The 19,871-nt window shown below is 64.3% G+C and carries 21 protein-coding genes; 15 read left to right on the forward strand and 6 right to left on the reverse strand.

The window, feature by feature from the left end; genetic code table 11:
- The first annotated feature begins 13 nt into the window (after nucleotides 1-13).
- From fabD to D7325_RS03220, 10 genes are all read left to right on the forward strand, one after another.
- Nucleotides 14-952 carry an ACP S-malonyltransferase gene (fabD, locus tag D7325_RS03175; RefSeq protein WP_120993970.1) on the forward strand — a complete coding sequence of 313 codons (939 nt, stop codon included), beginning with the start codon at nucleotides 14-16 and terminating at the stop codon, nucleotides 950-952.
- A 13-nt stretch (nucleotides 953-965) separates the two neighbouring features.
- The gene (gene fabG, locus D7325_RS03180; protein WP_120993971.1) at nucleotides 966-1,709 is read left to right on the forward strand and encodes a 3-oxoacyl-ACP reductase FabG; all 744 of its coding nucleotides are present in this window, start codon (nucleotides 966-968) and stop codon (nucleotides 1,707-1,709) included.
- A gap of 186 nt (nucleotides 1,710-1,895) precedes the next feature.
- Complete coding sequence (gene acpP / locus D7325_RS03185) at nucleotides 1,896-2,132, forward strand: acyl carrier protein (RefSeq protein WP_003283670.1); 237 nt, start codon at nucleotides 1,896-1,898, stop codon at nucleotides 2,130-2,132.
- 162 nt (nucleotides 2,133-2,294) lie between these two features.
- Complete coding sequence (gene fabF / locus D7325_RS03190; protein ID WP_120993973.1) at nucleotides 2,295-3,539, forward strand: beta-ketoacyl-ACP synthase II; 1,245 nt, start codon at nucleotides 2,295-2,297, stop codon at nucleotides 3,537-3,539.
- Entirely contained in the window at nucleotides 3,536-4,348 is an 813-nt protein-coding gene (pabC, locus tag D7325_RS03195) for an aminodeoxychorismate lyase (protein WP_120993975.1), read from the forward strand. The genes fabF and pabC overlap by 4 nt, the downstream gene beginning before the upstream one ends.
- A complete protein-coding gene (mltG, locus tag D7325_RS03200; protein WP_120993977.1) occupies nucleotides 4,345-5,403 on the forward strand; it encodes an endolytic transglycosylase MltG in 1,059 nt (352 codons plus the stop codon). Before pabC ends, mltG begins: the two co-directional genes overlap by 4 nt.
- 2 nt (nucleotides 5,404-5,405) lie before the next feature.
- A complete protein-coding gene (gene tmk / locus D7325_RS03205; protein ID WP_120993979.1) occupies nucleotides 5,406-6,038 on the forward strand; it encodes a dTMP kinase in 633 nt (210 codons plus the stop codon).
- Complete coding sequence (locus D7325_RS03210) at nucleotides 6,031-7,014, forward strand: DNA polymerase III subunit delta' (protein ID WP_120993981.1); 984 nt, start codon at nucleotides 6,031-6,033, stop codon at nucleotides 7,012-7,014. Before tmk ends, D7325_RS03210 begins: the two co-directional genes overlap by 8 nt.
- Nucleotides 7,015-7,044: 30 nt before the next feature.
- Nucleotides 7,045-7,401, forward strand: a complete 357-nt coding sequence (locus D7325_RS03215; protein WP_120993982.1) for a PilZ domain-containing protein — start codon at nucleotides 7,045-7,047, stop codon at nucleotides 7,399-7,401.
- A gap of 48 nt (nucleotides 7,402-7,449) precedes the next feature.
- Entirely contained in the window at nucleotides 7,450-8,241 is a 792-nt protein-coding gene (locus D7325_RS03220; RefSeq protein WP_120993984.1) for a TatD family hydrolase, read from the forward strand.
- A gap of 189 nt (nucleotides 8,242-8,430) precedes the next feature.
- Here the strand turns inward: D7325_RS03220 and D7325_RS03225 are convergent, their stop codons facing one another.
- Nucleotides 8,431-9,564: an aminotransferase class V-fold PLP-dependent enzyme gene (locus tag D7325_RS03225; RefSeq protein ID WP_120993987.1), complete on the reverse strand. Its 1,134-nt coding sequence runs from the start codon at nucleotides 9,562-9,564 to the stop codon at nucleotides 8,431-8,433.
- A 74-nt stretch (nucleotides 9,565-9,638) separates the two neighbouring features.
- Between D7325_RS03225 and D7325_RS03230 the strand changes: the two genes are divergently transcribed.
- The 4 genes from D7325_RS03230 to D7325_RS03245 all read left to right on the forward strand — a co-directional run bounded on the left by D7325_RS03230 (nucleotide 9,639) and on the right by D7325_RS03245 (nucleotide 12,431).
- Nucleotides 9,639-10,262, forward strand: coding sequence for a TetR/AcrR family transcriptional regulator (locus D7325_RS03230; RefSeq protein WP_120993989.1), 624 nt, complete (start codon nucleotides 9,639-9,641; stop codon nucleotides 10,260-10,262).
- Nucleotides 10,263-10,347: 85 nt separating this feature from the next.
- Nucleotides 10,348-10,947 carry a DUF4823 domain-containing protein gene (locus D7325_RS03235; protein WP_120993991.1) on the forward strand — a complete coding sequence of 200 codons (600 nt, stop codon included), beginning with the start codon at nucleotides 10,348-10,350 and terminating at the stop codon, nucleotides 10,945-10,947.
- Nucleotides 10,948-10,957: 10 nt separating this feature from the next.
- Complete coding sequence (locus D7325_RS03240) at nucleotides 10,958-11,521, forward strand: DUF1285 domain-containing protein (protein WP_120993993.1); 564 nt, start codon at nucleotides 10,958-10,960, stop codon at nucleotides 11,519-11,521.
- A 136-nt stretch (nucleotides 11,522-11,657) separates the two neighbouring features.
- Nucleotides 11,658-12,431, forward strand: a complete 774-nt coding sequence (locus tag D7325_RS03245; RefSeq protein WP_120993994.1) for a substrate-binding periplasmic protein — start codon at nucleotides 11,658-11,660, stop codon at nucleotides 12,429-12,431.
- A 13-nt stretch (nucleotides 12,432-12,444) separates the two neighbouring features.
- Here D7325_RS03245 and D7325_RS03250 read toward each other — a convergent pair whose 3' ends face one another.
- Complete coding sequence (locus tag D7325_RS03250) at nucleotides 12,445-12,840, reverse strand: 3-phosphoshikimate 1-carboxyvinyltransferase (RefSeq protein ID WP_120993996.1); 396 nt, start codon at nucleotides 12,838-12,840, stop codon at nucleotides 12,445-12,447.
- Nucleotides 12,841-12,848: 8 nt separating this feature from the next.
- Nucleotides 12,849-14,186: a leucine-rich repeat-containing protein kinase family protein gene (locus tag D7325_RS03255; RefSeq protein ID WP_120993998.1), complete on the reverse strand. Its 1,338-nt coding sequence runs from the start codon at nucleotides 14,184-14,186 to the stop codon at nucleotides 12,849-12,851.
- 220 nt (nucleotides 14,187-14,406) lie between these two features.
- Between D7325_RS03255 and D7325_RS03260 the strand changes: the two genes are divergently transcribed.
- Nucleotides 14,407-15,336: a ZIP family metal transporter gene (locus D7325_RS03260; protein ID WP_120994000.1), complete on the forward strand. Its 930-nt coding sequence runs from the start codon at nucleotides 14,407-14,409 to the stop codon at nucleotides 15,334-15,336.
- A 30-nt stretch (nucleotides 15,337-15,366) separates the two neighbouring features.
- Here D7325_RS03260 and D7325_RS03265 read toward each other — a convergent pair whose 3' ends face one another.
- The 3 genes from D7325_RS03265 to D7325_RS03275 all read right to left on the reverse strand — a co-directional run bounded on the left by D7325_RS03265 (nucleotide 15,367) and on the right by D7325_RS03275 (nucleotide 19,826).
- A complete protein-coding gene (locus tag D7325_RS03265; protein WP_120994002.1) occupies nucleotides 15,367-16,068 on the reverse strand; it encodes a glutathione S-transferase N-terminal domain-containing protein in 702 nt (233 codons plus the stop codon).
- 47 nt (nucleotides 16,069-16,115) lie between these two features.
- Nucleotides 16,116-19,310 (reverse strand): hybrid sensor histidine kinase/response regulator, encoded by a 3,195-nt coding sequence (locus D7325_RS03270; protein WP_120994004.1) that lies wholly within the window; start codon nucleotides 19,308-19,310, stop codon nucleotides 16,116-16,118.
- Nucleotides 19,311-19,376: 66 nt separating this feature from the next.
- A complete protein-coding gene (locus tag D7325_RS03275; RefSeq protein WP_120994006.1) occupies nucleotides 19,377-19,826 on the reverse strand; it encodes a DUF305 domain-containing protein in 450 nt (149 codons plus the stop codon).
- Nucleotides 19,827-19,871: the final 45 nt, after the last annotated feature.

The raw sequence follows: 19,871 nt of genomic DNA on the forward strand, positions 1-19,871 counted from the left end.
CAGAAAGCAAGAGATGCCCATGACAACTGCATTCGTCTTTCCCGGCCAAGGTTCCCAGTCCGTCGGGATGCTTGGTGAAATCGCAGCGCAACAGCGCTTGGTCGTCGATACCTTCGGCGAGGCTTCTGACGCGCTCGGGTACGATCTCTGGGCGTTGGTACAGCAGGGGCCTGAAGAACAACTGAATCGGACCGACAAGACGCAGCCCGCGATACTGACATCGTCGGTGGCCCTCTGGCGCCTGTGGCTGTCGGAGGGAGGCGCGCGTCCCGCTTACGTCGCGGGCCATAGCCTTGGCGAATATTCTGCACTCGTTGCGGCGGAAGCATTGACGCTGGTGCAAGCGGTGCGGTTGGTGGAATGCCGTGGCCAGCTCATGCAGCAGGCCGTGCCGGAGGGCGAGGGTGCTATGGCTGCGATCCTTGGACTCGACGATGCGGACGTCATTGGTGCCTGTGCTGAAGCGGCCGATGGCGATGTGGTGAGTGCGGTCAACTTCAATGCACCGGGGCAGGTGGTCATTGCCGGCTCGGCCGGAGCCGTGGCGCGGGCGATCGAGGTCTGCAAGGCGCGGGGTGCCAAGCGGGCCATGCCGCTGCCTGTGAGCGTGCCCTCGCATTGCGAATTGATGCGTCCGGCCGCGGAGCGCTTCGCCGATGCGGTGACGGAGATCGATTGGCGGATGCCGTCGATTCCGGTCGTCCAGAACGTCAGCGCGGCCGTGGCGCCGGAGCTTGAAACGCTCAAGCGCGATCTGCTTGCACAGCTCTATAACCCGGTGCGCTGGGTGGAATCGATGGAGTACCTCGCTCGGCAAGGTGCCACCGATCTCGTTGAATGCGGGCCGGGCAAGGTGCTGTCTGGCTTGAACAAGCGATGCGTCAAGGGTGTGGCGACCCACAATCTCGATACGACCGATTCTTTTGCGGCAGCACGTGCCGCTCTGGCTTGATAGGAGAAGCACGATGAATCTGCAAGGTAAGGTAGCGCTGGTTACCGGGGCGAGCCGTGGCATTGGTCAGGCGATTGCGTTGGAGCTGGGGCGTCAGGGAGCGATCGTCATCGGTACGGCGACATCCGAGGCGGGCGCGGAGCGGATTGGCGCCGTACTGCGCGAGGCAGGTCTGCAAGGTCAGGGCGAGGTGCTCGACGTCGGCAGCGACGAGTCGGTCGATGCGGTGCTCGAACGCATCCAGCAGGCGCATGGTCCGATCGCCATCCTGGTCAATAACGCCGGGATCACCCGTGACAACCTGATGTTGCGGATGAAAGACGACGAATGGCATGACGTCATCAATACCAACCTCACAAGCCTGTATCGGCTGACCAAAGGTGTCTTGCGTGGGATGACCAAGGCTCGCTGGGGACGGATCATCAACATCGGCTCGGTCGTTGGTGCGATGGGTAACGCCGGCCAGGTCAACTACGCAGCGGCCAAAGCCGGGCTGGAAGGTTTCGGGCGCGCCCTGGCGCGGGAAGTCGGATCGCGCGGCATCACCGTCAACTCGGTTGCGCCGGGCTTCATCGATACAGACATGACCCGTGAGCTTCCCGAGGCGCAGCGTGACGCCTTGCTGGGGCAGATTCCGCTGGGGCGGCTTGGACAGGCCGAAGAAATTGCCAAGGTCGTGGGTTTTCTCGCGTCCGAGGGCGCTGCCTATGTGACCGGTGCGACCGTGCCGGTGAACGGCGGGATGTACATGAGCTGACGAAAAGGGTGACCATTTGGTCATCCGATGTGTCGGCTGGACGACTAAGTGCTGCTTCCTTTATGGACATATGGTCGAAGCTGGCGGCATGCTGCCCCGCTTTTGGCTTGAAATGCTGAAAACCCTTTCTATAAACTACCGCGCAGGTTAGCTGCCTGGACTTTTCCATAGGAGTGAAAACAAGGTATGAGCACCATCGAAGAACGCGTCAAGAAAATCGTTGCCGAGCAACTTGGCGTCAAGGAAGAGGAAGTAACCAACAGCGCTTCCTTCGTCGAAGACTTGGGTGCCGACTCCCTTGACACTGTCGAGCTGGTGATGGCCCTGGAAGAAGAGTTCGAGACCGAGATTCCGGACGAGCAGGCTGAGAAGATCACCACCGTTCAGGAAGCGATCGACTACATCAACGCTCACGCTCAGTGACGCGTCGCACGTAGCTACTTGCTTCGAACTGGAAAGCCGCACTGCCTTGTTTAGGGCAGTGCGGCTTTTGTTTGTACATCGGAGTGGTAGCCGTCGCGCCTTGAATCGCTTCACGCCATCGCGCCGCGATGGTGCCTAGAGATACGTGTAAGGAGAATCGCAGTGTCGCGTAGACGCGTCGTAGTCACCGGGCTGGGCATGGTATCGCCACTGGGCAACGATGTGCCGAGCAGCTGGCAAGGCATTCTGGCCGGCCGTAGCGGTATAGGGCTGATCGAGCACATGGACCTTTCGGCGTATTCGACGCGCTTCGGAGGTTCGATCAAGGGCTTCGAAGTCGAGCAGTACTTGCCGGCGAAGGAGGCGCGCAAGCTGGATTTGTTCATCCAGTATGGCCTTGCAGCGAGCTTCCAGGCCTGGCGCGACTCGGGTCTCGAGGCGACCGATGAGAATCGCGACCGATTCGGCGTCGCCATCGGTTCCGGTATTGGCGGGCTCACCAATATCGAAAACAACTGCAAATCGCTCATCGAGCAGGGCCCGAGGCGCATTTCGCCCTTCTTCGTACCTGGCTCGATCATCAACATGGTGTCCGGGTTCCTGTCGATCCATCTCGGCCTGCAGGGGCCGAACTATTCGATCGCCACGGCCTGTACGACAGCTACCCATTGCATCGGGATGGCTGCGCGCAACATTGCGTACGGCGAGGCCGACGTCATGATCGCCGGCGGTGCGGAAATGGCCGCGAGCGGCCTGGGCATCGGTGGCTTCGCGGCCGCTCGGGCGCTTTCCACGCGCAATGACGATCCCGTCGCAGCCAGCCGTCCCTGGGACAAGGATCGCGATGGCTTCGTCCTGTCCGACGGAGCCGGTGCGCTCGTCCTGGAAGAGCTCGAGCACGCTCGTGCTCGCGGCGCGACGATCTATGCCGAGCTCATCGGATTCGGCATGAGCGGCGATGCCTTCCACATGACCTCGCCACCGGAAGATGGGGCGGGTGCGGCACGGTGCATGCGCAATGCGCTCAGGGACGCGGCCATCGGCGCCAGCGAGGTCCAGTACATCAATGCGCACGGCACATCGACGCCTGCCGGCGACAGGGCCGAAGCGGCTGCGATCAAGCAGGTCTTCGGTGAGCATGCCTATCGTCTCGCGGTGAGTTCGACCAAGTCGATGACCGGGCACCTGCTGGGTGCGGCGGGCGCGGTGGAGGCCATCTTCACGGTGCTTGCGCTTCGTGATCAGGTGGCGCCGCCGACGATCAACCTGGATGAGCCGGGCGAGGGCTGCGATCTGGATTTCGTGGCGCATCATGCACGGTCCGTGCCGATCGATGTGGCGCTGTCCAATTCCTTTGGCTTTGGTGGCACCAACGGCTCGCTGGTATTCCGTCGCTACGCCCAATGATTTGGGTGAACGGTTCGCCGGGCGACTCGGTCTCTCCGCTGGATCGCGGGCTGGCCTATGGCGATGGCCTGTTCGAGACCATCAGGGTCAAGGGTGGAATTGCTGTCCGGCTGTCACGTCATCTGGCCCGGTTGAGTGCGGGCTGCGAGCGGCTGGGCCTTGCCGTCGATCTCGACGAGGTACGCGACGAGATCGAGCGTTTCTCGGCTGGCCAGAATGGTGTGGTCAAGCTCATCGTGACCCGAGGGGTTGGGCAGCGGGGCTATCGTCCGTCGCCGATGGCTCGTGCCACTCGGGTGCTCGTGCAAGCGCCGGCACCGGATTACCCTGCAAGCCACGCGAGCGATGGCATCCGTCTGTATCCGTGCCAGACCCGGCTGGCCGAGCAGCCCCTGCTCGCAGGGCTCAAACATCTGAATCGCCTCGAGCAGGTGCTCGCCCGTGCGGAGTGGTCCAGCGAGGCCTTCGCGGAAGGGCTGATGCGAGATACGAGTGGGCGAGTCATCGAGGGCGTTTTCAGCAACCTCGTGATGATTCGAAAGGATCAGTTGATCACCGCTTCGCTCGTTCGCTGCGGCGTGGCGGGCATCATGCGCGCCGAGATCCTTTCGCTGGCACCATCCATGGGCCTATCGGTTGTCGAGGCCGACGTGACGATCGATGACTTCATTCGTTCGGATGAAATCTTCCTGTGCAACAGCCTGTACGGTATCTGGCCGGTTCGGGAATGGGCGGGCCATGACTGGCCGGTAGGCCCGGTGACTCGTAAACTGCAGGCCGTTCTGGCTGATGAGACGAGCGCTTCGTGATTCGTCGTTTATTCCGTGGGCTGATGGTCATCGTGCTGGCGAGCGTTTGTGCAGTCGCGTTCGTTGCCTGGAAGCAACACGCCGCCCTGGAGCAAGCGCTCGCTGTTCAGGAGCCGCAGCTGCTGCTCGTCCAGCCTGGCGATACGCCCAGCGGCTTGTTCCAGCGTCTCGAAGCGGACGGCATCATCGACGATGCGTTCTGGCTGAGGGTCTATTGGCGGCTGAAGCTGCAGGACGCGACGCTGCATAGCGGCGAGTACCAGCTGGTGCCTGGCACGACCGTGCGTGAGCTGCTCGGGGCATGGCAACGTGGCGATGTGGTGCGTTACAACCTGACCATCATCGAGGGTTGGACATTCAAGCAACTTCTCGCGGCCCTTGAAGCCGAGCCGAAGCTCGAGCACACCCTCAAGGGTCTGACTTCGGAACAGATAATGGAGCGTCTGGGCCATCCGTCGCTGCATCCCGAAGGCCGCTTCTATCCGGATACCTACAGCTTCACGCGGGGCACTGCCGACTTCGATATTCTTCGTCGCGCGTTCGAGCGACTCGAGTCGGTCCTTGCGGAGGAATGGGCACGGCGTGCCGAAGGCTTGCCTTATGACGACGCCTACCAGGCGCTGGTCATGGCCTCGATCATCGAAAAGGAGACGGGCGTTCCGCATGAGCGTTCGATGATCGCGGGGGTTTTCGTCCGGCGACTCGAGAAGGGGATGCTGCTGCAGACCGACCCCACGGTGATCTACGGGCTTGGTTCCAGCTATGACGGCACCCTCAACCGTGCGCAGCTCAGGCAGCCCACCCCCTACAACACCTACGTCAAACCGGGTTTGCCGCCGACACCGATTGCGCTGGTGGGGCGGGCTGCCATTCACGCCGCTTTGCACCCGGCCGATGGCGAGTCGCTTTATTTCGTCGCGCGCGGCGATGGTAGCCATGTGTTCAGCGCGACCTTGCGCGAGCACAACCGCGCCGTGCGCCAGTTTCAGTTGAATCGACGGGCGGACTACCGTTCAAGCCCGCCGCCCTCGCAGTCCAACGCAGGCAAACCCTAGTCATGGCTGGTCTTTTCATCACGCTTGAAGGGCCTGAAGGGGCCGGAAAGAGTACCAACCGGGATTTCCTCGCCACCCGTCTCCAGGCGCTGGGCCAGCGGGTCGTACTGACGCGCGAGCCAGGCGGCACACCGCTTGCCGAACGTATCAGGGAGGTATTGCTGGAGCCGACCGACGAGCCGATGTGCAGCGATACGGAGTTGCTGCTGATGTTCGCGGCCCGCGCCCAGCATCTGGATCGGGTGATAAGGCCCGCGCTCGCCGACAACGCGATCGTATTGTGCGACCGGTTTACCGACGCCACCTATGCGTACCAGGGCGGCGGCCGCGGGCTGGCCATGTCACGAATCGCCGAGCTGGAGGCGTTCGTGCAGGCCGAGCTTCGTCCTGATCTGACGCTGGTTTTCGATCTGCCGATCGAGATCGGGCTGGAGCGTGCCCGCGCCCGTGGCAGGCTGGACCGTTTCGAGCAGGAGGACGCCAGATTCTTTGATGCCGTGCGCACGACCTACCTGCAGCGTGCCAGCCGGGAACCTTCGCGCTATCACGTCATCGATGCGGCGCAATCGCTGGACGCGGTGCAGCAGACTCTGGAGGCGCTGCTTCCAGCGCTCATCGAGCGGCGCCATGCTTGACTATCCCTGGCACGCCGGCGTGTGGCAGCGCCTGGCCGGGCAGGATGCCTTCGCGCACGCCTATCTTTTTTCGGGCCCATCCGGCATCGGCAAGCGGGCGCTGGCCGAACGGTTGATGGCGTTTCTGCTGTGCCAGCGTCCCGCGGGCAGCGATGCCTGCGGTCAGTGCAAGGCCTGCCTGCTGCTGGCCGCCGGCACCCATCCGGATCGCTTTCTGTTGCAGCCCGAGGAAGCGGACAAGGCGATACGTGTCGATCAGGTCCGTGACCTGGTCGGCTTCGTGACGCAGACGGCGCAGCTGTCGGGACGCAAGGTGGTTTTGCTCGAACCTGCCGAGGCGATGAACATTAATGCATCGAATGCGTTGCTGAAAAGCCTCGAGGAGCCTTCCGGCAATACGGTTTTCCTCCTGGTTTCCCACAGGCCGAGCCAGTTGCTGCCAACCATTCGGAGCCGCTGCATCCAGCAGGCCTGCCCCTTGCCGACACCCGAACAGGCCCGTCAGTGGTTGGAGGCGCGGCTTTCGCCGGAGGATCGAGCCCTGGCAGGCGATCTTCTCGAGATCGCCGCCGGCTCGCCGATCGTTGCCTTGCGCCTGCATACCGAAGGGGTACTCGCGATGCGAGCCAAGGTGGTCGACTCGCTGAAGCAATTGCTCAAGCAGCAGCTGTCGCCCAGCCAGGCAGCCGAGAGCTGGAATGCCTATCCGTTGCTGTTGCTGTTCGATTGGTTTGCCGACTGGATACATCGCATTCTGCGGCAACAACTGGCGGGGAACGAATCCTCGACCGAGCCGGCAGACATGGCCAAGGTGATCGAGTACCTGGCGCAAAAGGCGCCGCAGGCCCGGGTACTCGACCTGCAGGATTGGATACTGGCGCATCGACAGAAGGTTCTGAACAAAGCCAACCTCAACCGTGGCTTGCTTCTCGAAGCGCTGCTGGTCCGATGGGCAAGCCTGCTAGGTCCGGGCTAGAATCCTGGCTCCGAACGCTGGACAAGACACATGAACCTCCCACCGCACCTGGGCCCACGCAACGGCATTTTGTCCCTGACCATCAAGGACAAGTCGGTTCTCTACGCCGCCTACATGCCGTTCATTCGCAACGGCGGCCTGTTCATTCCGACGAACAAGACCTACAAGCTTGGCGACGAGGTGTTCATGCTGCTCAACCTCATGGATGAGCCGGAGAAGATTCCGGTAGCCGGCAAGGTCGTCTGGATCACGCCAAAGGGCGCACAAGGCAACCGGGCGGCAGGGGTAGGCGTCCAGTTTCACGATGACGACACCATCGCCCGCAACAAGATCGAAACCTATCTCGCCGGTGCGCTGAAGTCCGACCGTCCCACGCACACGATGTGACGCCAGGTCGCACGCGCTGGCCCGCACCCGTCCGAAGGGCCTTTCCTCATGTTGGTAGACTCCCACTGTCATCTCGATCGGCTCGACCTGAGCCTCTACGGCGGCTCCCTCGACGCGGCGCTCGATGCCGCACGTGCGCGTGGCGTCGGGCACTTTCTGTGTATCGGTGTCAGTGCCGAAAACGCGGCAACCGTGAAGGCGCTTGCCGGGCGCTACCCGGACGTGGGTTGTTCGGTGGGCATCCATCCGCTCGACCTGAAGCCTGACGAGGGCACGGATCTCGAGTGGTTGATTCAGGAGGTTGCGCATCCGCAGGTCGTAGCGATCGGCGAGACCGGTCTGGACTACCACTACGAGCCGCAGGCAGCGGAACGTCAGCAAGCCTCGTTCCGGTTGCATCTGGAGGCGGCCCGCGAGACGGAAAAGCCGGTCGTGGTCCACACGCGAGAGGCGAGGGAGGACACGCTCCGGCTATTGCGCGAAGCTGCGTTGCCTCGTGCAGGTGTCTTGCACTGCTTCACCGAAGATTGGGCGATGGCCAAGGCTGCGCTCGATCTCGGCTTCTACATATCCCTTTCCGGGATCGTCACGTTTCGCAATGCCGAGGCGCTGCGCGAGGTCGCTCGGCAGATTCCGGCCGATCGCTTGCTGGTCGAGACGGATGCCCCTTACCTGGCCCCGATTCCCTACCGGGGCAAGCCGAATCTGCCGCAGTACGTTCGCGAGGTGGCCGAGTTCATCGCCGATCTGCGAGGCGTGGACTTCGACCGGTTTGCCCAGGACACGACCGACAACTTCTTCCGGTTGTTCTACCCCAACGGTCGACCGCCGCGCGGATAAAAAGAGCCCGGCATTGTGGTTGCCGGGCCAAGACCATTAGGAGTACGGGTTTGCGATCCTCGCGCCCCCACCGACCAGGCTCGGGGTGACCGGTCGGTACTGACAGTATTAGCGCCTTTATCCTCGGCTGCCCGGGAAATGCGGTCGCTGGTTAAACGGATTTGGAATTATCGCTGGCACATTGATGACTCAGCCGCGGGTGAGGCGAGCGATTTCGTCGATCGTCTCCTCGATCACCCGGGCGTCGGTATAGAAATGCGGCGAGAACCGGATGCCACCGCCACGTAACGCGCAGACCACTTGTGCGCGCGTCAATTGCTCGAACAGCGGGCGCTGGTCGCCGCTCCCGAATCGTGCGCAGACGATTCCCGAGCGGCGGCGTTCGTCGGTCGGGCTCAACAGCTGGCAACCGGAAAGACGTGCCAACCCGCTGGCCAGGGCCTGCGTTCGTTGACCGAGGGCGCTTTCGACTGCTGGCATACCCACCTCTTCGAGCAGTGACAGGCTCGACTCGAGCGCGACTGCGCCCAGCATGTTCGGACTGCCGCACTCGAAGCGACGCGCGCTCCGGGCCGGTTCCCAATCGGTGCGATCGTAATCGCCGGCGTGTTCCAGCATGTGCCAGCCGTACTCATGCAGGGTCAGCTGCTCACGCAAGTCGCGCCGGCAATAGAACACGCCGAGCCCCTCGGGACCCAGCAGCCATTTGTGGCCATCGGCCATGGCGAAGGCGCAACCGATCGCCTGGACGTCAAAGGCCAGCGCGCCGAGCTGTTGGATGGCGTCGACGCAAAGAAGGACGCCGCGCCGCTCGCAGCCCCGTCCCAGCTCGGCGAGATCGAGCCGAAGCCCGCTGGCGTATTGAACGGCGCTGATCGCCATCAGGCGCGTCGAGGCGTCGCAGGCGGCCAGCAGATCGGCTTCGGGGCACTCGCCCTTGAGGCTCACCTGGACGACCTCGACCCCAAGCGGCGCCAGCGCCTGCCAGACGACCCGATTGGAAGGGAATTCTTCATCGCTGATGACCACCTTGTCGCCAGGCTTCCAATCGAGTCCGAATGCGACGAACGACAAGGCTTCGGAGGTGTTCTTCACCAGTGCGATGTCGGCGGTGGATGGCGCGTTCAGCAGGGTGCGCAGGCGTTGGCGAAGGCGTCGCTCGATGTCGAGCCACTGGGGGTAGTCTCGGGCGCCGATGGTCGCGTTCTGTCGCGCGAACTCAGTCACGGCGGTCGCCGCTCGCTGCGGCCAGGGCGCGACTGCGGCATGGTTCAGATAGCGCAGGCCCGGCGCTTGGGGAAACTCGGCAGCAAAGGTAGTCATGGCTATGTTTCCGTGCATTTTGAGGCTGCTTAGGCATAATATCCCGCTTCGATCAGGGCATTACGCAATCACTTATGCAGAACGAACCTCGGAAAGTCCGCGAGTTTCGCCGACGCGAGCAGGAGATACTCGACACCGCCTTGCAACTCTTCCTGGATCAGGGAGAAGACAGCGTGACGGTCGAGATGATCGCCGACACCGTGGGCATCGGCAAAGGCACTATCTACAAGCACTTCAAATCCAAGGCCGAGATCTATCTGCGGCTGATGCTCGACTATGAGCGCGATCTCAACGCGCTGTTTCACTCGCCGGATGTCGACCGGGACAAGGAAGCGCTGTCGCGCAAGTATTTCGAGTTCCGCATGCGTGACCCGCAGCGGTATCGATTGTTCGACCGGCTCGAGGAAAAGGTCGTCAAGGGTCGTCAGGTGCCGGACATGGTCGAGCAGCTGCACAAGATCCGCGCCTCGAACTTCGAGCGGCTGACGCAGCTCATCGAAGGCCGCATCGCCGAAGGCAAGCTCGAGGACGTACCCCCGTACTTTCACTATTGCGCCGCCTGGGCCCTGGTACATGGTGCGGTCGCGCTCTACCACTCGCCGTTCTGGAGCAGCGTGCTCGAAGATCAGGAAGGGTTCTTCCAGTTCCTGATGGACATTGGCGTACGCATGGGCAACAAGCGCAAGCGGGACAGCTGAATTCCCGGCACTACCGTTGCGAATGGCCTGAAAGCTGCATCGCGCCCAGATCGCCGGAATTCCGACTCGGCATGGGAGAACAAGCATGCGTTTCCTGGGGTTGTTGCTGATGCTGTCGCTTGCCGGCTGCATGAACCTGAGCGACATGGCGCGCGGTGCCGGCTATCACCTCGGCGATGCCGGCATCCTCGATCACAGCCAAACGAGCCGCATGAGTCCCTGGCGCTTGCAGCCGGACTCCTTCATTTTCATCGCCCAGGGCCATTTCGCGCCGCCTGGCTACGGCTATCCGCGGCCGAACATCATTGCCGAGGAAGCATTCGAGGGATTTGTCGAGTATTTTCCGCTGGTCCGACGGGCCGAGCAGCCGCTGGGGCTGGACGAAGCATTGAACCGCGGGGCGGCGCTCGGTGCCCATTATGTGCTGTATACGCGTTTTGCCGCGGTGGACGATCGCATCGGCACGGTCGAAGAGTGGGATGACGAACGTGCGCTGGATCGCCTCGGTGTCGATAGCGGCGTCGTGCAGTTGATGTTGATCGAGACCGGAACCCGCTACATGGTCGACACCGCCACCATCCGTGCACGCGGCGGCTTGCTGACGCTTTACGACACCAAGCCCGAAGAGCTGCTGGGCGACCCGTTACGCGAATATGCCCGTAACCTGCTGGGTGTGTCGCGATAGAGGAGGATCTATGAGCGAATCCGAGCGCACTGGCGACCTGCTTGGACAGATTTCCGGCGCTGCCAAGAAGGGCCTGCCCCCGGTCCATCTGTGGAATCCACCTTTTTGCGGCGATATCGACATGCGCATCGCGCGAGACGGCACCTGGTTCTACCAGGGCACGCCGATCGGTCGCCCCGCGATGGTCAGGCTGTTTTCGACCGTTCTTCGCCGTGATGACGATCGCTTCTTTCTGGTCACTCCTGTCGAAAAAGTCGGCATCACCGTGGACGACGCTCCCTTCGTCGTGACACAAGTGACGGTCGAAGGCAGCGGCGAATCGCAACGGCTGCGCTGCATGACGAACGTCGAGGATGAGGTGATCATCAGCGCCGAGCACCCGCTGCGTGTCGAGACAGACGTGCAGAGCGAGGAGCCAAGACCGTACGTTCACATCCGGGCGAACCTCGAGGCGCTGGTATCGCGCAGTGTGTTCTATCAGCTGGTGGAACTGGCGGTTCCATATCCGCAGGACGGACAGCAGTGGCTGGGTGTGTGGAGCGCCGGGTCGTTCTTCCCCCTTGGGCGCGCCTGAAATTTCTGAACGTTGCGCATTAAGCGCAGCCAGGCGATGGTCGCGTTTTGACGATGAGGTGTCGCCTGGCGCCTCGCCCCGGTCCGCGTTCGATAGCTGAGTCGTCGCACCGGAACTGCTTGCATGGAGGCTGCAGATGCTTACCCGCAAACGCCTGCTCACGGTCGCGTTCCTGATGGGCTTTTTCAGTGGGACGGGGCGTGCCGAGTCACTTCATGTGTACGTGGGCGAGGGGCAGATGCCCTATGCCGATTTCCATGAGAAACCCAAGGGCCTGTTCGGCGAGCTGATGGTCGCGCTCTGCGATCGCCTGCAGCTCGATTGCCAGTTCCGCTCGGTGCCCTGGCTGCGGGTCCAACAACTGGTGGCGCAGGATGCGCGCGGCGTCCTGCTCAACCTGGGTCGCACCGAGGAGCGAGAGCGGCAATTCGCGTGGCTGTTGCCGGTCGTACGCCTGCCTTATGTCCTGCATGGTCTGACCAGACCCCTGGATAGCCTCGAGCAAGCGCTCGCCGCCGGACCGGTCGCCGTCATGGCTGGAACGCCACGCGCACGGCAACTCGCATCGGTCCGGCAGGGCGATCAGATGGTGGTCGAGGTCACCGATCCCGCGCTCGCCGCGCGAATGCTGCATAGCCATCGCGTCCTGGCCTGGTACGAGGTGGCCGGCCGGGGTGACTACCTCTGGAAGCAGCTGGGCTTTGCGGCGCCGGCGCTGCTCGCGGGGCCACCGCTGGGCCATGTCGATAGCTACATCGCGGCCAGCCCGCGCTTCGAAGAAGCCGACGTCCTGAGCCGGCGCATGCACCAGGCCTTCGAGGCCATGCAGCGCGACGGGACCTGGCAGACGCTGCTGGAGCGCCACCTCGGCCCGCACCACGCCGCGCTGGTCGCCATGCCGACGCCCTGAGGCGCGGCGCTCATTACCGACGAAACCAGTCCCAGATGCCGAAGGAGAAGTTCGGGAAGATATTGATCCCGAGCGCCGACTTGAGCAGATAGAGCGCCAGCAATCCCACCATCAGTGAAAAGGCCAGGAATGCCGTCGCGCCGATGGCCTTGGCGAGCAGTGTCAAATCCTGCTGGCGGCGTGTGCGTTCACGTCGATTTCGGCCTAGCAGCAGAACGAAGTAATAGCGCCACTGCCACAGGCTGATCGTGCCGCGCCAATCGATGGCGTGGGAGCCCCATTTGCGCGCTCCGAACGCGACGCGCAGCGCATCGAGCTGCTCGGTGGTGAATGAATCGCGAAGGTGCGTGGGCAAGCGCGCCTTGAGTCCTTCGACGAAGGCGTCGTCTCGCACGTCCGTCTGTTGCATGGGTTGCCTCATACTGCGGGGGCCACGTCGGCGGCGAGCCGATCCAGGCGGGCGCACAGGGTACGGAAATCGGGACGGTCGAGCACCTGCGGCGTCTCGCATTCATGTTGAAGGGCACGAAGCGCCTGGGGCAGTGCCGTATCCACCGTCTCGTCCAGGCGATCGATGAGCTCGCCCAGCAAAATGCCGAACGCCCGCGCCTCGATGCGCTGCAAGCGCATGCCGTCTTCGCTGGCGGCATCGAAGAACGAGGCGGCACCGAAGTCGCTCAGCAAGCAGTGCCCGCGATCTTCGACCAGCAGGTTGTGCGCATACAGATCGCCATGCAGCACCCCCTTGCCATGCAGATGTCCGGCGGCCGCGCTGACGCCGCGCGCGATGCGGAGCACCGTGCCGGCCGGGTAGCGCTGGCCGTGTGGATACACATCCCGCGTGCAGCTTTCCAACGATGGCGGACCGGCAAGCGCACGGAACGAGGGGGCGAGGCGCTCCATCAGCAGTGCCGGTCGCTCATCGCCGTGGGTTTCCAGCGCGCCGATCGTCGAGACCAGATGGGCATGGCGACCCGCCGTCAGGCTGGCGGCGATTTCGCAGCGCGGCAGGCCATCGCTGGTCATGCTGCCCTTGAAGCGCTTCAGTGCGACTGGCGTTTCCGAATCGCCATCCAGCCAATCGGCGGCGTATATGACACCGGAGGCGCCTTCGCCGAGGCGCTCGCCGAGACGAACCGACTCGGCAGGAATCCGTCCGAGCGGTCGCGCGGTGGCGCTGGCGTGCTCCCAGGCATCGCTGAACGGATTTCCCGCGAAGGCCAGCCAGGCCAGTCGAGGCAGCTGCAACAGCCACGGCGGCAGTGAGTCGAGTTGATTGGCGGCGATACGCAGCAGCTCCAGTTCGGCGCATTCGGCGAGGCTCTCGGGCAATCCGACCAGCCGGTTGCCCGAGAGCATCAGCTTGCGCAGGCGGGGACGGGCACCCAGCCCGCGGGGCAGCGAGGGCAGCGCGTTGTCCGTGAGGATCAGCCAGCGCAGCGCCGGCGGCAGGGCATTGTCCGGCAGGTCGCGGATGCGATTGGCCTTGAAGCCGACCATCTCCAGCGCCTCGCACTCGCCGAGTACCTCGGGGACGGCGGTGAAGGCGTTGTCCGAGCAGAACAGCACCCTGAGCTTTTTCAGGCGAGCGAGACCGTCCGGCAACTCGCTCAACCGATTCCCCGAAAGATTCAGCACTTCCAGGCTGTCGGCGAGGTCGAAAATTTCATCCGGTAGCTGCGTGAGTTCGGCCGACAAGTCGAGCCGGCGGATGCCTGCGAGGGCGCCGCTGCGGAGTTGTTTGAGCGTATGCATGAGATAGAGAAGCGTCCTTCGAGGCCAGTAAGGCCCGGATTCCATGAAAAAGTGCCGTGCCGGTACGGCGAAACGGGACTGCCCCGTGATAATTGGCGCCATTGAGAAAAACAACGAGCCGGCACCCCTCGCGGTGGTGGACCCTTGCGACAGTGACGCTCCGGGCAACCGGCCCTGGCGTGCGCACCATAAAGCAATTCGAATGACGGTGAAGCGACATATGAATTCGACGACACAGCAACAGTACGCCAGTCTCCGCTCGGCCTGGATCGCCCAGGCGCAGGCATCGCCAGGCACCGCGCTTGGCCTGGGCGTGGCGCTGCTTGCGGTGCTCTGGCTGCTGGTCGCCAGTGGCGCGAATGCGCTGGAAGGGGAGCGCGACGGGCTGCGTTATGCGCTTTACGGCGGCTTCGCCGGCTTCGCCGCGACCTCGGTCGGCGCCTTTCTGGCCGTGGCGCTGCGGCAGATTTCCACGCGCACCCAGGACACCATGCTGGGGTTCGCGGCCGGGATGATGCTGGCGGCGAGTGCCTTCTCGCTGCTGCTGCCCGGGCTCGATGCGGCCCAGTCGCTGACAGGCAACAACCTGATGGGCGCCGGGACCGTCGTGCTCGGCCTGGCGCTCGGGGTGTTGCTCATGCTCGGGCTGGATCGCTTCACGCCGCACGAACACGAGTCGATCGGCCCCTGCGGGCCGGACTCCGACCGCATCAATCGCGTCTGGCTGTTCGTTTTTGCCGTCACTCTGCACAACCTGCCCGAAGGCATGGCGATCGGCGTCGGCTTCGCGGGCGGCGACATGACGGTCGGTGTGCCGCTGGCCACGGCCATTTCCATTCAGGACATCCCGGAAGGGCTGGCCGTGGCGCTCGCCTTGCGGACGACCGGGCTCTCGGCACTTGCCTCGGCAATGGTCGCGGCGGCCTCCGGCGTGATGGAGCCGCTCGGCGCGCTGGTTGGCGCCGGCATGTCCACCGGCTATGCGCTGGCTTACCCGGTGAGCATGGGCCTGGCCGCCGGCGCGATGATCTTCGTCGTCTCGCACGAAATCATCCCCGAGACGCACCGCCACGGCCATCAGACTTCCGCGACCCTCGGGCTGATGGGCGGGTTCGCCGTGATGATGTTCCTCGACACGGCGCTCGGCTAGGACGCCTGCGCGTCCCGGCCGGAGCAGCCGTCAGTTGCGCGGCGGAATCTCCAGACCGCGCGTGACGGCCGGCCGTGCGAGGAAGGCGTTCAAGGCACGCTCCACGTTACGGAACGTCTCGAATCCGACCAGCTCGCCCGCATCGTAGAAGCCGACCAGATTGCGCACCCAGGGAAACACCGCGATATCGGCGATGCCATAGTCGTCGCCCATGATCCACGCGCGACCCTCCAGGCGCTTGTCCAGCACCCCCAGCAGACGCCGTGCTTCGGCCACGTAACGGTCACGCGGCCGCTTGTCTTCGTAATCCTTGCCGGCAAATTTGTTAAAGAAACCGACCTGTCCGAACATCGGTCCGACGCCGCCCATCTGCCACATCAGCCATTGCAACGTCTCGTAGCGGCGGGCCGGCTCGGATGACAGCAACTGGCCGGTCTTGTCGGCGAGGTAGATCAGAATGGCGCCAGATTCGAACAGAGGCAGCGGTTCGCCGCCCGGACCGTCGGGATCGATGATGGCGGGAATCTTGTTGTTCGGGTTGAGCGAGAGAAACTCGGGCGACAGTTGATCGTCGGTGGCGAAATCGACCCGGTGCACTTCGTAGGGCAGGCCGATTTCCTCGAGCATGATCGAGACCTTGACCCCGTTGGGCGTCGGCAGCGAATAGAGCTGCAGCCGTTCGGGATGGGCGGCCGGCCACTTGCGTGCGATCGGATGATTGAATGCGGTCATTTCATTCTCCTGTCGGTGAGTGACGTCCGGCGTGGCGGCGTGACCGGTCAGGTCGGCGCGTCGTACCGCTCGGACGCCGAGACGATGGCGAAGATCTCTTCGATGTTCGCCGGCTTGGTCAGGTGCCGGTCGAAGCCCGCCGCCAGCGCGCGCTCCTTGTCGACGCTCTGGCCCCAGCCGGTGAAGGCGACCAGCGTCACGCGCCCGCCGCCTGGGAGTGCCCGGATTGCGCGCGCGACCTCGTCACCGCGCAGGCCGGGCATGCCGATGTCGAGCAATGCCACGTCCGGCCGGAAGCGCTCGTATTCGGCGAGTGCCTGATGGCCGTCCAGCGCGATGCAGACCTCGTGCTGCTCGATGCGCAGCAGCTCGGCGAGGGTCTCGGCAATGTCCGGATTGTCGTCGGCGACCAGCACCCGCCGAATGCCCCCGGTAAAGGTGCCAGCCGCATCGACCGGAGCCGCGTCCTGCGGTCTGGCCGTTCGCGGCAGGCGGAGCGTGAAGCACGAACCCTGCCCGAGGCCGGGGCTGCTGACCTCGATCTCCCCGCCGTGCAGCCGCGCCAGCCCGCGGGCAAGCGCCAGGCCGATGCCGAGCCCGCTGGACGGCTGGCTGGTGGCGGTGGAAATCTGCGCGAACATCTGAAACACCGCATCGAGATTTTCAGCTGCGATGCCGATGCCGTTGTCGATGACGGTGATTTGAGCGTCGCGGTCATCGCCGCTCACCTGAAGCCGAATCTCACCATCCTGCCCGGTGTACTTGATCGCATTGGCCAGCAGGTTGGTGAGCATCTGCTCCACCCGAAGCGGGTCGGCATCGACCCACAGGTCCGTCTCGGCGGGCAGGACGATGCGTTGCCGCTTGGCCTCGAGTTGCGCGCGCACCGTCTGGACCGCGCCCTCGATGGCGGTCGCCAGCTTCACGGGCTCACGCCGCAGCACGATCTTGCCGAGCGTGATCCGCGAGATGTCCAGCAGGTCCTCGAGCAGCAGCGCCATGTGCCGGACCTGCCGTTCGATCACCTCCTGGCTATGGCGCTTCTGGCTGTCCGTGGCGCTTGGCGAGCCGACCAGTGCGGCGGCCTGGCGAATCGGGGCGAGCGGGTTACGCAGTTCATGGGCGAGGGTGGCGAGAAACTCGTCCTTGCGCCGGTCCGCCTCCTTGAGCTGGCGCTCCTGCTCCTTGCGCTGGGAAATGTTGGTGAACCACAGCGCGACACCCTGAGCGAACGGGTTGGCCGTGACATGGAACCAGCACTCGCAGCCCATCGACAGCGCCTGCCATTCGATTTCCTGGCTGTGCTGTTCGCCGACCACGCGGCGGCACATGTCGAACACGTCGCCGTCTCTCCAGGTCTGGGCGAAGCTGCTCACCGGTGTGCCGATCAGTTCGTACACCGGCCTGCCCAGCGCCTTGGCGCCGACCTGGTTGACGAAATCGAGGCGGAAATCGTGGATCGACCCGTCGTGGCTGCGCACCGGGGCGATGATGCAGAACGGCATGGTCGAAGAGTCCAGCGCCACGCGCAGGCGTTGCTCCGATTCACCGGCCTGCTGCCTGGCGCGGGCACGCTCGACGAACACGGCGGCGATTCCGGCGCACACATCGGCCATGTGAATCTCGCGTGGGCTCGGCTCGCGGCTCTCGGCCAGTTGCACGGTCAGGACGCCCATCACGCCGCCCGCGGAGCTGAGCAAGGGCGTGCTGTGGACGGCACGGAAGCGCTCTTCGCGCGACAGCCAGCGACAGTCAGCGAAGCGTGGGTCCGTCTCGGTATCGGTGATCACGACTCGGTTGCTCTGGCTCACCGAGCGCCCGCAGTCCCCTTCGCCAGGCGACGCCTCGCCCAGGCGCGTCAGTGTGGCTTCGGAGAAGCCGCGCGAGGCGAAGATGCGCAGCGGCTCGCGGCCATCGCTGAGCGAGACGAGTCCGTGGTCTGCTCCGTGGAACGCGCAGAGCACATCGAGAATGGCCTGCATCTGTTCGCCGAGCGTGGGCAGCTCCAGCAGTCGCTGGTTGAGCGAATGAAGCAACTCGAGGTCATTGACCCGCTCACGCAACGCTTGCTCGGCGTGCTCGAGGTTCACCAGCGCCACGTCGCGCTCGGCTTCGCTGGTATGTCGCGCACGAGCGGCATCGACCAGCGCCTGGCTGACGTCCTGGATCTCGCGAATGTCGCTGCGCGGGATTTGCGGCACCTGGCCGCGGCCCATCGCATGGGCGGCGCGGGTGAGTTGGCGCATGGGGCGGTTGATGCGTCGTGCCGCGACGACCGCGGCGGCCAACGCCAGCAGCAGCGACAGCGCCAGCCCGCTGCCGTACAGGCTGAATGCCTGCATCGCGCTTTGCCGTACTTCGGTGGTGGGGATGCCGGTCGCGACCACCCAACCGGTCTCCGCCATGCGCACGAAAGCCGTGTGCACCGGGTTGCCTTCGATGGTGTAGGACGTGCCGGTGCCCTCGGCGCGCGGCATCTCCAGCAATTCGGCAAGGGTGGGCGAAGCCGGCGCGCCCAGCGTTTCGACATGCTGCTCGGTCCGTGCGATGCGCCTGCCGGTCGTGTCGAGCACGGTCGTGACCCAGCCCGCGGGCAAATGGCGCTGGGTCACCACATCGCGGATCGATTCGGGAGCGATCAACGCGGTCAGCACATAGCGGAGCCGGCCATCCACGCGCACCGGGACACGCAGCGGAACGCCCCAGTTGCCGCGCGGGCCACGCGCCAGTTGGCCGATCACCGGCACCCCCGTCGCGACCAGCCGCGCGAAGCTGTCCCGTTCCGCGATATTGACCGGTCCGGTGATGACGTGCGGCGAGATCCGATCCACCACGCGACCATCCGGCTCGGCCAGCAGTACCGCATGCCAGCCCGGCGTGAGCGGCATGACGCGGCGGACCAGATCGGCGAAGGCCGAGAGATCGTTGTGTTCAAGCGTGGGCGATTGCGCCAGGGCTTCGAGCAGGCTGATGGAGCGGCGCAGCTCCACCTCGATGGCCGTCGCGGCCATCCGCGTGACTTCGAGGCTGCTCTGCTCGGCGCGCTCGGCCTGCTCGCGCACGATCTGGACCAGCCCGAGACCGGCGACCACGGCCAGCGGCAGGATGCCCGCCAAGGCGATCGCCAGCAGGCGTCCGCGCATACGGACCGTACGGAAGGGCAGGGTGCGTGCCACAGTGTTCTCCAGATCGTCCGTGACGCCGTACGGGGTGGCCGCGGTGGCGTAGTGTCGGGCGATCATAGCCGCGCCGGGATGACAAGGCACTAGCCGCGGTGGCCGGGGCGGCGGAGAGTGTGGCAGGGCGGCTCAGCGCTGTTCGAGTTCGGCGATGAGCGCTTTCATCCTCGCGATCTCCTCGCGCTGGCTGGTAATGATCTGCTCCGCCAGTTCGCGTACGCGCGGATCGGAAAGGTCGGCGCGCTCGCTCGTCAGGATGGCGATGGAGTGATGCGGAATCATCGCCTTCATCCAGGCCACATCCTCGACGGTGGCCTGGCTGCGCACCAGCCACAGGGAGGCGACGAACAACAGGCCCGCGCCTGTGAACAGCGCGATGTTCAGGCGCGTGTTGCGGTACATGTGCAGCATGAAAGCAAGCATCACGATCAACATGGCTGCGCCCATGTACAGGGCCATGTAGGCGCGGGTCTGGCTGAACAGCACGTGATCGAGGCTGTAGGCGCTGAGGTACATCAGGCCAAACATGACCAGCGTCGAGGTGGCGATCATGGCGGCGAAGCGGGCGTACATCTTCATGGGTCGTCTCCTTGTCCGGTGTGCAAGGGTGGACCACGAAACGGC

It is taken from the genome of Stutzerimonas urumqiensis (genome assembly GCF_003640395.1).
In the GTDB taxonomy this organism is placed as follows: domain Bacteria; phylum Pseudomonadota; class Gammaproteobacteria; order Pseudomonadales; family Pseudomonadaceae; genus Stutzerimonas; species Stutzerimonas urumqiensis.

Bases quoted from the DNA above. Each gene is read 5' to 3' on its own strand.
- D7325_RS03235 (WP_120993991.1), top strand. From the start codon at position 10,348: ATGCGTTTCCTGGGGTTGTTGCTGATGCTGTCGCTTGCCGGCTGCATG.
- D7325_RS03245 (WP_120993994.1), top strand. From the start codon at position 11,658: ATGCTTACCCGCAAACGCCTGCTCACGGTCGCGTTCCTGATGGGCTTT.
- D7325_RS03255 (WP_120993998.1), bottom strand. From the start codon at position 14,186: ATGCATACGCTCAAACAACTCCGCAGCGGCGCCCTCGCAGGCATCCGC.
- D7325_RS03210 (WP_120993981.1), top strand. From the start codon at position 6,031: ATGCTTGACTATCCCTGGCACGCCGGCGTGTGGCAGCGCCTGGCCGGG.
- D7325_RS03270 (WP_120994004.1), bottom strand. From the start codon at position 19,310: ATGATCGCCCGACACTACGCCACCGCGGCCACCCCGTACGGCGTCACG.
- acpP (WP_003283670.1), top strand. From the start codon at position 1,896: ATGAGCACCATCGAAGAACGCGTCAAGAAAATCGTTGCCGAGCAACTT.
- D7325_RS03220 (WP_120993984.1), top strand. From the start codon at position 7,450: ATGTTGGTAGACTCCCACTGTCATCTCGATCGGCTCGACCTGAGCCTC.
- D7325_RS03215 (WP_120993982.1), top strand. From the start codon at position 7,045: ATGAACCTCCCACCGCACCTGGGCCCACGCAACGGCATTTTGTCCCTG.
- D7325_RS03275 (WP_120994006.1), bottom strand. From the start codon at position 19,826: ATGAAGATGTACGCCCGCTTCGCCGCCATGATCGCCACCTCGACGCTG.
- D7325_RS03260 (WP_120994000.1), top strand. From the start codon at position 14,407: ATGAATTCGACGACACAGCAACAGTACGCCAGTCTCCGCTCGGCCTGG.
- fabD (WP_120993970.1), top strand. From the start codon at position 14: ATGCCCATGACAACTGCATTCGTCTTTCCCGGCCAAGGTTCCCAGTCC.
- D7325_RS03240 (WP_120993993.1), top strand. From the start codon at position 10,958: ATGAGCGAATCCGAGCGCACTGGCGACCTGCTTGGACAGATTTCCGGC.
- D7325_RS03265 (WP_120994002.1), bottom strand. From the start codon at position 16,068: ATGACCGCATTCAATCATCCGATCGCACGCAAGTGGCCGGCCGCCCAT.
- D7325_RS03230 (WP_120993989.1), top strand. From the start codon at position 9,639: ATGCAGAACGAACCTCGGAAAGTCCGCGAGTTTCGCCGACGCGAGCAG.
- D7325_RS03225 (WP_120993987.1), bottom strand. From the start codon at position 9,564: ATGACTACCTTTGCTGCCGAGTTTCCCCAAGCGCCGGGCCTGCGCTAT.
- pabC (WP_120993975.1), top strand. From the start codon at position 3,536: ATGATTTGGGTGAACGGTTCGCCGGGCGACTCGGTCTCTCCGCTGGAT.
- D7325_RS03250 (WP_120993996.1), bottom strand. From the start codon at position 12,840: ATGCAACAGACGGACGTGCGAGACGACGCCTTCGTCGAAGGACTCAAG.
- tmk (WP_120993979.1), top strand. From the start codon at position 5,406: ATGGCTGGTCTTTTCATCACGCTTGAAGGGCCTGAAGGGGCCGGAAAG.
- fabG (WP_120993971.1), top strand. From the start codon at position 966: ATGAATCTGCAAGGTAAGGTAGCGCTGGTTACCGGGGCGAGCCGTGGC.